Here is a 13,168-nt window from a genome sequence, read left to right as displayed (position 1 = left end):
GATATTATATTATTTAAGGGATATTCTCTATTCTGATTTGTTGTTTTACAAATATATAAGAATTTATCTTTTATCAAAACTTAAATTTTCCTTAATTGTGTTAACAACTGCATCACTTGCACCTCCTCCACCTAACTTTTCCTCTAATCTACGGTAATCAGACAGGATTTTGGCACGTGAAGAAATGTTGATAACTTTATTTAATTCTTCTTTTATTCTTTTTTTATTGCAGTCTTTCTGTATCAGTTCTGTGACAACCGGTTCATCCATAATCAGATTTACAAGCGATATATATTTGAGATTGATGACACGTTTTGCAATCTGATAGGATATATTATTGGCCTTGTACACGACAACCTCAGGCACTTTGAACAGAGCGGTTTCAAGTGTTGCAGTACCTGATGTAACAATTGCTGCATGCGAATGATTGAGCAGCGAATAGGTTTCATTGGAAACAAATTTTACATTTTCCTGCTTTATAAAAGGCTTATAAAAGTCATACTCAAGACTTGGAGCTCCTGCGATGATAAACTGATAGTCAGGAAAATCATCTACTACAGCAAGCATTTCTGTTAATAATCTTGTAATCTCCTGTTTTCTGCTCCCTGGCAACAAAGCGATTAGCGGACGGGGATCTAATCCATGTTTGGCATGAAAGTCTTCCTGATCACGCAATCTGAATTCTTCAATAGCGTCTATCAGCGGATGCCCTACAAAGTGTACCGGAAAATGATGCTTCTCTTCATAAAAATCTTTTTCAAACGGCAATATTACATACATGTGGTTTACATCGCGTTTTATTGCTTTGATACGATTTTCTTTCCAAGCCCAGATTTGCGGAGAAATATAATAATGGGTATCAAATTCTTTTTGTTTTGCCCATTTAGCAATTCTCATATTAAAACCCGGATAGTCAATAAAAATAATGACGTCGGGTTGAAATTTCAGAATATCCTCTTTACAAAAAGCAATATTTTTTAGAATGGTAGTCAGATTCATCACTACTTCCGCAAATCCCATAAAAGCAAGTTCTTTATAATGCTTTACCAGAGTACCTCCGGTCTGCTGCATAAGATCACCACCCCAAAACCGAACCTGTGCTTCAGGCTCCTGTCTGTATAGTGCTTTCATAAGATTTGATCCGTGAAGATCTCCCGATGCCTCTCCTGCAATGATATAATACTTCATTTTAAATAATTTGAGATATTACCACTAATAAAATTAATGCTGTCAACACTCCTTTTACTACATCATAGTATGATTTATTCAGGAGAAGATATACAACCGCGATGTTCAGCAAACTTCCGATAGCGATTACTTTACCTCCCAAGTCTGACTTTATCAGAAAGCTCATATCCTTAAAAAAGGAAAAACTGGTAACCAACTCCACATATAAACAACCACCAATCAGAGTTACTACAAAACCGATGAGCAATCCCAGCAAAAACTGTCCTATTTTCATATTATAAATCCCAATTATTTAATTGTTGCATGGCATGATATGCCGTTAAATCATACTGAACCGGTACAATAGAAATGTATCCGTTGGCAAGAGCCCATTCATCAGTATCTTCTCCTTTGTCATGGTTTACAAATGTACCTGTAAGCCAATAGTATTTTTTTCCGTGCGGATTCGTTCGCTGATCAAATTTTTCTACCCAGGTTGCATTTGCCTGACGGCAGATTTTTATTCCTTTTATTTCGTTTTTTTTGAGCTTCGGAAAATTAACATTGAGTATCACACCTTCCGGCAATCCCTGTTTTAGTGTTTCCTCTGTTATTTGCTTTACAAAGGTTTTTATTTCTTCAAAATTGGCATTCCAGCTAAAATCGTTTAGCGAAAAACCAATTGCTACCACTCCGCTCATCCCTGCTTCTAAAGCCGCAGACATGGTACCCGAATAGATAACATTTGTAGAAGAGTTCAGACCGTGATTGATACCCGATACACAGATATCCGGTTTTTTCTTGAGAATCTGATCGATCGCTATTTTGACACAATCTACAGGTGTACCTGAACAACTGTACTCCTGATCCAGTGTCGGATCTATGGTTACTTTTTCTAAAAAAAGAGTATTATTTACAGTAATGGCATGCCCCATACCCGATTGCGGACTATCAGGCGCTACTACTACGACTTCGCCGATTTGTTTCATTACATCGATCAATGCCCGCATACCCGGAGCTGTGATTCCATCATCGTTTGTAACTAAAATCAAAGGTCTTTTTTTCATCAATGTTTTTTTATACTTTCGTAAAAGTACTAAAATATTGAGAATACCCTCTGAATATTTTTTCCGAAAGTATTGTTAATACCTGTGTATAAACGTACTTTGCAAAAAATTGGTTTAACAAAACTTTATTGGCAGATTAAATTTTTGTACTGATTTTTTTAAGTAATTTAGATGAAATTTAATTGATGAATGCTATCTGGCTTTTTATGAAAAGAAACTATAAAATTATTTTAATCGTTTTGGCGATTTCAGCGGCGTTATGGAGCTTTATGCCTAAAAAGGAAAAAGCAGATCCGGAAAAAGAAGCGCTGTTAATGGAATTATTAACCTATGTAATTAAAAATGGCCACTATGCACCAAGTGAAATCAATAATGAATTCTCCGCAAAAGTCTATAAAGAATATATAAAGGCTATTGATCCGAATAAGCGATTTTTACTGCAGACCGATATTGATGAACTGAATCAGTATGAATTTTTAATCGATGATTTTATTTTAGCAAGACGCTTTGATCTGTTTGATAAAAGCTATCAGATTCTTCAAAAACGAATGAAAGAATCACAGGCTATTTATAAAGAGATTTTGAGTCAGCCTTTTGATTTCAACGTGAAAGAGGAAATCAATACGGATTTCGACAAAATGCCTTTTGCTAAAGATGAAGCTGCCCTGAAAGAACGTTGGAGAAAACAGCTGAAATTAAATGTATTGTCTAACATTGAAGATAAAATAAAACTGCAGGAAGGACAGGATGTTGAAGAAGAAAGTTTTGAAGAACCGAATGAGGAAATTAAAATCACAGAAAAAAAGACGGTAAAAAAAGAACCTGTTGAAAAGAAATCAATGCAGGAACTTGAGAAAGAAGCCCGTGAAAGTACGTTAAAATCATTGAATGAGTACTTTGAAGCGATTGAAGAAATCAGCAGAACTGAATGGTTAAGTATCTATATCAATAGTATTTTAGAGCAATTTGATCCGCATACTTCATATTTTGCACCTGAAGACAAAGAAAAATTTGATGTTAGTATGTCTGGTTCCATGGAAGGAATCGGTGCTCAACTGCGTAAGAAAAATGATTATACTGAAATTACCGAAATCATTCCCGGAGGACCTGCATGGAAAGGTAAAGAGCTTGAAAACGGAGATGTAATTATGAAAGTAGCTCAGGGTAATGAAGAACCAGTTGATATTGCCGGTATGCGTCTGGAGAATGTAGTAAAAATGATTAAAGGTAAAAAGAATACTGAGGTACGATTAACAGTTAAAAAAGTTGACGGAACTATCAAGGTCATTTCTATAATGCGCGATAAGTTTGAATTAGAAGAAACTTATGCAAAATCTGTTATTATTGATACGAAAGACGGAAAATATGGAATGATTCAGTTACCTAAGTTTTATATTGATTTTGAAACGAAAGACAACAGAAATGCTTTTACTGATGTAGCAAAAGAAATTGAATATCTGAAACAGCAGAATGTAAAAGGCATTATAATGGATTTAAGAAATAACGGAGGTGGTTCTTTGCAGACTGTTGTGGATATGGTAGGGCTTTTCATAGAGCAAGGTCCTGTTGTTCAGGTTAAATCTCAAAAAGGAGCGCGAAATGTTTTATTTGATAAAGATCAGAAAGTACAGTGGGACGGACCGCTTGTGGTATTAATCAACAATTATTCTGCCTCAGCTTCTGAAATTTTTGCCGCTGCAATTCAGGATTATAACCGTGGTTTAATTTTGGGATCCAAACATTCTTTCGGTAAAGGTACTGTTCAGAATATGTTTGATTTAAATTCTTTACTGAAACTTGATAATGTGGATTTGGGAGCTATTAAATTTACTTCTCAGAAATTTTACAGAGTAAATGGAGGTTCTACACAATTGAAAGGAGTTGAAAGCGATATTGTGTTACCGGATCGTTTCTCCCATATCGATACAGGTGAACGTGACCGAGAAAATGCAATGCCATGGGATAAGATTGAAAAAGCAAACTACAAACCGTTGGCAAACAATTTCAAAAAAGTTATTGAAAACAGTAACAAACGTGTTTTAAATAATAGTCAGTTCAGACTGATTGATGAAAATGCACAATGGATCAGTCAAAGAAAAGATGAAAATGTATTTTCGCTGAATTATAACGATTTTACTAAAAAATCTAAGGAGATTGAAGAAAAAGCAAAAAAATTCAAAGCTCTGAAAGATTACAAAAACAGTCTTAAATTCACCTCTCTTCCTTATGAAGAAGCGCTTTTTGCAAATGACTCCATTCTTAAAAGAAAAAGAGATCGTTGGCATGAAGGCTTGAATAATGATGTATATGTAGAAGAGGCTGTAAATGTTTTACAGGAAATTACTTCTAAAAAATAAGATGCCACAACAGCTATCTCATAATCAAATTGCGCTCCGGAAATTTAAAAAAAATTACTGGGGCGTTTTGAGTTTTTGGTTTATAGTACTGCTTACTTTTGTAGCTGTTTTTGCGTATATACTGGCTCCTGACAATACCAAAAACGCGAATAACGGAGATATTTCTATCAGTACAAAACCTCCCGGTTTTACTGTAGATATGATAAGATTATCCGGTACAGCCCACACTTCTGCATGGGACTGGCTTACCGGAAAAGAAATAGCAGAAATACATATTCCTGTCTTAGAGCATTATATAAAGAATGATACTTTATTTTACAAAGAATATAATGCCGATGCTTCACTTGCCCAGACAAAAGCATTGCCTGTCAGCGCTTTTGGCTCTGTTCCGGCAAATGAGATAAATGACAGCTATATTTTTACAAAAAAGTTCTATCTGGGCACTGATAATCAGGGTAGAGATTACCTCAGCCGTTTGATTATCGGTTCACGTGTTTCTCTTTCCATTGGTTTTGTCGCTGTATTCATCTCTCTTGTAGTAGGCATAACATTGGGAGGCATAGCAGGTTATTACGGCGGTAAAGTCGATCACTTTATTTTATGGCTGATTAATGTCATCTGGTCTATCCCTACACTGTTACTGGTTATTGCTATTACTCTGGCTCTTGGCAAAGGTTTCTGGCAGGTGTTTATAGCTGTTGGGCTGACTATGTGGGTTGAAGTAGCGCGCGTGATCAGAGGTCAGGTGATCAGTATCAAACAAATGCAGTATATAACCGCTGCCAAAGCTTTGGGATATTCCAATAACAGAATCATTTTTAAGCATATATTACCTAACAGTCTGGCGCCAGTGATTGTGATTTCTGCAGCTAATTTTGCTTCGGCTATTCTTGTAGAAAGTGGTCTAAGTTTTCTCGGGTTAGGCGCTCAGGTTCCTATTCCAAGCTGGGGAGGTATGATCAAAGATCACTATAATTATATCATTCTTGGAAAAGCATATCTGGCATTGATACCCGGAATTGCCATGCTGCTTTTGGTGGTTTCCTTTATGATGATTGGTAACGCTTTACGCGATGCGCTTGACGTTAAGAGTAAATAGTTTTTATTGGAGTACGTATTTTTTAATGTCATACCGGCTGCCCTGAAAAATATTGAGATCTATTTTTGTTTCAATGCCTGAAAGACTTCCTTTATCAGAAAATTGCCAAAAGTGCCATTCTTCTTTTATATTTTCTACAAAAAAGTTATAATTGGCGATCCAGACCGGATAATCGCTAAAATCTTCTTTTAAATATTTGTTGTAAAAATGTTCTCCTGAATAAATGATCGGTTTTGCTTTATAATGCTCTTCCACTATTGAAAGCCATTTTTTTAAACCTACTTTTAAGTTGGCAACCGATTGTTCTTTGGGAAGTTCTTCAATATCTAAAACCGGAATAAAATCTCCGGGTTCTAAATGCACATTGTTTATAAAATTCTGAGCCTGCAACACACTGTTTTCATCAGGTCTGTAATAATGATAGGCTCCACGAATGAGCAGTCTGCTTTTTGCTTTTTTCCAGTTGTAGGAAAAAGTCTTGTCGTATCCATCTGCTCCCATAGTAGCGCGAATAAACACAAAATCTAACGGAAAATCTTTGTAAATGGAATCAATGGTATGCCATTGTATCTCTTTTTGATAATGAGAAACATCGAATCCAAACAACATTTTATCATGTCTCTTAAAGACTTCTATATTACGAATGTCTTGTAATGTAACTTTATTATCTTCTGCTATTTCAGGAGCAAATATTTTATTATAGGCAGTTTTTACATAATAGCGAATGCCTTCTCTATAATGAAAACACGCAGCGGTAAGGATACACAATATGGCAAATAATACATACCAGCGGTATTTGACTGAAATACGCCTTGTTTTTTTTCGCTGATATTTCCGTGTTTTTTTAGGTATGCTTTTTTTGCCTTTCATATAATAAATTTAAATCAAACTTACTTATTATTCAGCGATAAAAAAAGAGGCAGTTTACACTGCCTCTTTTTTCAAACTATTTTTATTTCTTACTTATTTTTATAATCTGACTCTGATTCTGAGAACGCAATTCCAGTAAATAATTTCCTGAAGCCAGAGAACTCATATCTAACTGAATCTTATCGGAATTATACGTTTTGGCCAATACTTTTTGCCCTGCAAGATTATATACCGTAACGCTATCAATGGTCTGTTTGTACTGTATGTTGAGTATATCCGTCGTCGGATTCGGATAGTAGGCAAGTTGCGTTTTATCAAAATCAGCCATGCCAAGAGTGACATCAACCAGTACAGCCGTCGGAAGACTTGAACATCCGTTTGACCCGATAATCGCTGCATAGTATGTCTTTCCGTTTACCAGCGGTGTTTCTGCCGGTAATGGATTATGATCGTTTCGCGCATCATTGTAGGTATTATACCAATATATATCTGTCTGATCCATTATGAGATCAGCAATGGTAGCCTCACCTATTGTATTTACTGTAAAGCTCTGCTGTAAAGCTCCTGTAGGTGAAGAAGGAATATCTGATATCGTTACTGAAACAGCCGTACGTGCTGATATACATCCATATTCTACACGTTCTGCATAATAAGTACCTGTAGTCAATATGGTATTTTGCGTCAATTCTGTTGTTGCCGTTGTAGATGTGTACCATTTATAACTGATATTATTAGCCGTTGGCAGGTATAAATCTGCTACAGTACTTGCTCCACACAAAGCAAAAGCGTTTATTACTGGAGCTGTTTGCGGAATGACACGCACAGAAACTGATCTTCTTGTCGATTCACATCCGCCTAATGCCTGTGAAACATAATATACACCGCTTGTTAACGCAGCTGTCACATTCAAAGGCTGCAGAGACTGCAAGGAGGTGTACCAACGATATTCAGCTCCGTTTACTGCACCGGTTGCGACTAAATCTGCAACAGTTCCTGATCCGCAAATATTTTGAGTGGTTGCATTCGGTTTTTGTAAGTTGGCATATAAACTTATGGTTACCGCTACCCTGTCTGATTCGCAGGCACCTATACTTTGAGTAACATAATAGGTTCCTGTGGTTGCCATGGTCGCAGTAGATAGCGGTTGTTGTGACGATGCTGTGGCATACCAGTTCAGGGTAGCTCCAGATAAAGCATTTAAAGAAATTTGTCCAACTGGTGTTTCCTGACACAGACTTATAGTTTGAGATGTAATCGGCATTGGTGTCTGTGTGATGATTGCCTGAACTGCTACTCTATTGGATTCACAAGCTGATGCGATATGATAATACGAAGCATAATAGATGGTTTCATTAATCAAAGCTGTTGAAGGATTTAATGCCTGAGTTGCTGTTGCTGAAGTATACCATCTGATTTCAGAACCGGTTTGCGGGGCCACGAGAAGATCATTTACTGAAGCCGCATTACAGAACACTTGTGTTGCTTCTGCATTTGGTGCTGTATTGCCTATTATCGTAATCTCAACTGCAACTTTTTCCGAAAGACACTCTCCTAAGCTGGTCTGTACATAATAAATACCTGATTCGGAAATAGCATTTATTGCCGATGGGGTATTTAATGATGAATACCATTGTACGGTTTGTCCCGGGATGATGGTAACCTCTATATCGGTTGTATTTATTGTTGTACAGAATGTCTGAGCTTCAACAATTGCTTCTTCAGTAGCACATAAGGTGGTAAAAGATGCTGAAGCAGACCATTCACTCTGAGCAGTTGCACACAACTGACGTACGTAAAAATCATATTCAGTATCCGGATCTAAACTTTCTAAAATATATGGATTAGCTACCTCAGAAACGATTGTACCGTTACCTTGTGTAAAGCCGGCAGGACCCCATTCTATTTCATAAAGAGTTCCTGTAGCTGTCCAGCTTAATTCAGCAGAACTAACATTGGCAATTACTTCAAGGTCTGTAGGTGTATCACAATTAAATGGAAAACGTACTATCATATCAACCGTTACTCCGTAATCATCATTATAGCATGGATTAGGTCCCTGTTGCTCCCCTGATTCAATAGCACCTATTCTCAAACGATATTCACCCGATAAGCCTGTTTGATCAGAAATATCAAAAGTTGTATTCAGAGTAGTTGTGCTATCATCATCTGATGTTCCCTGAAAAACCAATTCTGTAGCATTATCAAATATACCATCTTTATTAAAATCGATCCATATATTGAAGTCATAACTATACCCCCAAAATCCGAAATCATCTGTATTTAGTGTTACTGAAGAATTCACAGGTAGTGACGGATCAATATCAACAACCGTATCCATCAGATCGTGATAAGTATCTGAGTTAAGGGTAAATGTCTCGGTTCTCATTGTAAGACTGGTGATTCCGTTCCCATCTACACTTGTAGGTTCAGAGATACAATATCCTATATAAAAAGCATACGGACCAGACCAATTGCTTTCATCGTCGTCATCGCATATATTTTTGACATAAAACTCATACATGGTATCTTCTTCAAGTTCCTCAATAGTAATATTATTTTCGATTACATCTGTTTCAAGTGTTCCGTTTCCATGTGTAAAGCCACTTTCTCCCCATTCAACACTAAACTGTGTTCCCGTACTTGTCCAGTTGAGTTGTGCAGCATTTAATGTAGCATTTGAAACAGACAATCCTCCCGGAGTAGGGCACGTAATTGCGGTAACATCTTCGGTAATCTGAAGATCGTCTATATAAATAAGAATGTCATCATCTCCAAACATGTCTGCTAATTCCGTTTTTATGCGTATGTACACATTACCTTCACCAGGAGTAAAATTTGCCGTAGCAACAGCGCAGTCGTCAGACACCACGTGATTTGAACTGTTGATTGTATGAAAAGTAGTCCACGGTCCTGACGGATTATTTGACCAGGCAAATGTGATATTAAATACATTACCTGAAACCCCCGTTTCATCATAATAATCAACTACTTTATAGTCAAACGAGCATTCTATTTCCCCTCCGATAGATGACCCTATATTCGGTGAATAAATTTCACTTTCAGAGGTCCAAAAATAGAGATTGGTCACTAAAGAATAATCACCAGCACATTGCCCTTCATCAATCTGAAACCAGTTGAAAAAATCAGGATCTTCCCATCCTCCCATGTCATCCTCAATCTCCCAACCATAGGTATAATTTACCTGAGCATAAAATGCATGTGTCAGCAGAAGAAAAAAAATAACCAATACCGACTTGTGCATTTTATTAAAAAAATAATTATTTTTCATATGTAATTGTTTTTATGTAATAAAATTATAAATATAATATTTTATTATTCATTAAAAATCACAAAAATACAGTATTTAAAGCGTATATACTATCCATTTTTATTAAAAATAATACCATATTTATCCTATATCCTCAAATAACACATAGCACCTTACTAAAAATACTATTTCTGCTATACAAAAAGCCTGTTCAGATCTGAACAGGCTTTCATGATTTTGAGCAATACTGAATTTACTTTTTAATGACTTTAATAATCTGAATCTGATTTTTTGAATGTAATTCTATAAGATAATTTCCTGCAGAAAAGCCATTCATATCCAATTGAATCTGATTTGAATCAAATGTTTTTGTCATTACTTTTTGCCCTACAGAATTATATACTGTTACAGCATCTATTGCCTGCTTATAACGTATATTTAGTATATCCGTTGTAGGATTCGGATAGCACACAAGTTGCGTTTTATCAAAATTATCCGTACCTAACGTTATATTTACCAACACTGTAGTTGGCTGACTAAGACATCCTGTTGTCCCTACAGTTATTCCATAATAGTTCTGACCACTGACCAAAGGTGTTGTGACTGGTAAACGATTGTTATTATTCAAAGCGTCTTCATACGTAGTAAACCAAAAGATATTAGCTTGATCCATTACCAAATCTGCAATAGTAGCCTCTTCAAGCGTATTCACAGTAAAGCTTTGATCCAAAGATCCTGTAGGTGATGCAGGTATATCTGATATTGTTACATCTACTGCCACGCGTTCTGAAACACAGCTATTTTCAACACGGACAGCATAATATGTTGCTGTTGAAAGAGGTGTATTTTGCGATAATTCAACAGTAGATGTTACTGAATCATACCATTTAAGAACGATTCCTTCCATAGCTGTAAGTTGTAGATCAGCCACCGTAGCTGGACCACAGAATGCAAACGGACTGATTACCGGACCGGTTTGTGGTGTTATATGTATAGTAACTGCTCCCCTTTCGGATTCACAGCCTGAAATTCCTTGTGAAACATAGTAAATATTTCCATCTTGTAATATATGATTGGCAGGTAAAGCAGTTTCATTATCAGCTGTGGCATACCATTTAATATTTAATCCACTGGTTGGTATCGCTGATAAATTTGCCACCGTTGCCGAATTACAGAAAAATTGTTGTTCTTGAAAAGAAGGTAATACAGGAACAATTACCGATATATTTACCGGTACCCTTTCTGAGATACAACCCTGCGCATTGGTTGTTTGCACATAATACATACCAGATGTTGCGATTGTTGTAATCTCTTCACTTCCTGTTGCAGAAGCATACCATTTTATCACCGCGTCAGAAGTTGTTGCTACTGTTATGTTGTTTACAGGAGTTTCTGTACATACGATCTGATCTGCATCAATTACAGGATCAGCCATCTGACATAAAGGGATTGGCTCAAATACTACATCGTCAATATGAATACCTCTATAAGTACCTCCTAAGCCATGTTTAAAAGCAAAGTAGTCATCAGAAGTTAAAGGCATATCTATAATATGTTCTGTATATGCAGCACTAAGTGTAATTGGTAAGCCTATAGCAGTAAAACTTCCTGCATCAGTATTAGATGTCATTTTTCCAAAAATCAAAACGCTTGTTCCCCAACTTGATTTAGCTTTGAATTTAACCCGATAAGCTCCGTTGCCTAAATTATCTGTTTTAGGTGAAATAAGTATATAATTACCCGAAACATCCGAACTATTATAGATACTGAAACTATTTGGTATAGATGCAGGATTGGCAAGAGAAACATAACCATATCCTACTCCAGTGTCTATAAATGACCAACAATGCGGAATCGTCGGATTCATCAGGGTGCCTACTGGAGTTGAATCAAAATTTTCCATAAAAGCACCAATTGTATCACAAGCCATTGTAAATACAAAAGGTCCCGACCAAACTCCCTGATCCGTAGTACTGCAATTAGATCGGATATAAAATTGTAAAGTCAGAGAGGAAGGTAACCCTGTAAGATTGACCGTTGTATTTACTGCCGGAATATCACCAGAAGTAATCAATCCCACATTCCCTGACCCTGGAAGTCCTGAGGTTCTTATCTCATAGTTGTAGCCATTTGCAGGAACAATTGCAGGTTCTGTTAGGGTTGCTGTCGCTGTATTACCAGTAATTGCATCAAAGGTAACCAATTGAGATCCGGGACAGGTTCCTAATAATTCTGCTGAAACAGCAAAAATATTGATAACTCCTACTGAATTATTGTTACGCGTAAATTGTATCGATTTTATTTCTTTGAGTTGGTTAGGGACACTGATACTCAATTTGATTTGATACAATCGTGGATTAACTGAAGAATCTTCTACATCATTGGTCAAACGTTGTAATCTTCCAAAACCGATATAGGCCGGTGGCGGATTGGTTCCTGAGTACCAGTCTGGTATGGGATTGGTTAAAATGGACTCTGTAGTGTTGTCCTGAAAGGTAATTACACAATCTAACTCAGCACTTCCTCCTCCGGATGTTGCCAAAATAAAGAGCTTCTGAGCTTTCACAGACCCCATCACTAAAGAGGTTATTGTATTTTCTGTTGCTATAAGACGTATTGCGTTGTTAACCGCATAGTTTTGCAACTGGTATGACAATCCAGAAGTAGCCTCAGAAATAATATTTCCGTTTACCGGGAACCCCAAAGTCTGAGGAGCTGAGTCCGTAGTCAATTTCCAGTCTACTGATTTAAAACAAAAATTGTTTCCGTCTACATCTGCTGTTTTAGTACTAAACGCAGTTCCGACTCCATTGGCAATCACATCGTGATTGAAACCATCAATTGTTACTGTCTGATAAGGCTGCGCATAAGAAACTCTAAACAGCAGTAACATACTGACTGTCAATGCTAATAAAATATTTTTATTCATTTTTATAAATTTTATTTTAATATTTCCTTCTTTGGTAGTAAAGCCATATATGACCTAATAAGAGCATTAAAACATTAATAGAATCATAGTTTTTTCATATTAAACGATAGAATAACATTATTATAAAGAAAGTTATCTGTCATAAAAACTGTTTCTGCAAAACGACCTTTGCATTAAAATGACAAACGGTAAAACTATTAAAACGGACAACAGTTCGGTATCTTAATAAACTACACATTTGACTAAATTATGAGTCAAATCTCATTTCATACGGATTATGATCAACAGCTTAAATGTTATTTCTTTTGAGGTATTTAGGTAGTGATAAAAAATAATTATTAAACCCTTTACTTTTTATATTTTACACCCCAACTATTAATTCTGATAAGAAATGAATCTATATTCTGCTGT

At 36.2% G+C, this 13,168-nt stretch carries 8 protein-coding genes; 2 read left to right on the top strand and 6 right to left on the bottom strand.

The window, feature by feature from the left end; translation table 11 throughout:
- Positions 1-63: 63 nt before the first annotated feature.
- Genes lpxB through surE form a run of 3 tightly spaced genes read right to left on the bottom strand, consistent with a single transcriptional unit; the run spans position 64 to position 2,234 of the window.
- The gene (gene lpxB, locus QW060_RS01420; protein WP_290361932.1) at positions 64-1,188 is read right to left on the bottom strand and encodes a lipid-A-disaccharide synthase; all 1,125 of its coding nucleotides are present in this window, start codon (positions 1,186-1,188) and stop codon (positions 64-66) included.
- Between the two features lies 1 nt (position 1,189).
- Positions 1,190-1,462 (bottom strand): hypothetical protein, encoded by a 273-nt coding sequence (locus tag QW060_RS01415; RefSeq protein WP_290361931.1) that lies wholly within the window; start codon positions 1,460-1,462, stop codon positions 1,190-1,192.
- A 1-nt stretch (position 1,463) separates the two neighbouring features.
- Entirely contained in the window at positions 1,464-2,234 is a 771-nt protein-coding gene (surE, locus tag QW060_RS01410; RefSeq protein WP_290361930.1) for a 5'/3'-nucleotidase SurE, read from the bottom strand.
- A gap of 185 nt (positions 2,235-2,419) precedes the next feature.
- Here surE and QW060_RS01405 point away from each other — a divergent pair, with 185 nt between their 5' ends.
- Positions 2,420-4,591, top strand: coding sequence for a carboxy terminal-processing peptidase (locus tag QW060_RS01405; protein ID WP_290361929.1), 2,172 nt, complete (start codon positions 2,420-2,422; stop codon positions 4,589-4,591).
- Between the two features lies 1 nt (position 4,592).
- Positions 4,593-5,690: an ABC transporter permease gene (locus QW060_RS01400; RefSeq protein WP_290361928.1), complete on the top strand. Its 1,098-nt coding sequence runs from the start codon at positions 4,593-4,595 to the stop codon at positions 5,688-5,690.
- Between the two features lie 3 nt (positions 5,691-5,693).
- On the opposite strand, the gene QW060_RS01395 is transcribed toward QW060_RS01400, so the two are convergent.
- The 3 genes from QW060_RS01395 to QW060_RS01385 all read right to left on the bottom strand — a co-directional run bounded on the left by QW060_RS01395 (position 5,694) and on the right by QW060_RS01385 (position 12,757).
- Entirely contained in the window at positions 5,694-6,560 is an 867-nt protein-coding gene (locus QW060_RS01395; RefSeq protein ID WP_290361927.1) for a glycoside hydrolase family 25 protein, read from the bottom strand.
- Positions 6,561-6,642: 82 nt separating this feature from the next.
- Positions 6,643-9,849, bottom strand: coding sequence for an Ig-like domain-containing protein (locus tag QW060_RS01390; protein ID WP_290361926.1), 3,207 nt, complete (start codon positions 9,847-9,849; stop codon positions 6,643-6,645).
- Positions 9,850-10,081: 232 nt separating this feature from the next.
- Positions 10,082-12,757 (bottom strand): Ig-like domain-containing protein, encoded by a 2,676-nt coding sequence (locus QW060_RS01385; RefSeq protein ID WP_290361925.1) that lies wholly within the window; start codon positions 12,755-12,757, stop codon positions 10,082-10,084.
- Between the last annotated feature and the right edge of the window lie 411 nt (positions 12,758-13,168).

The sequence above is a fragment of the Paenimyroides ceti genome (assembly GCF_030409925.1).
This window is presented reverse-complemented; position numbering and strand designations above follow the sequence as displayed.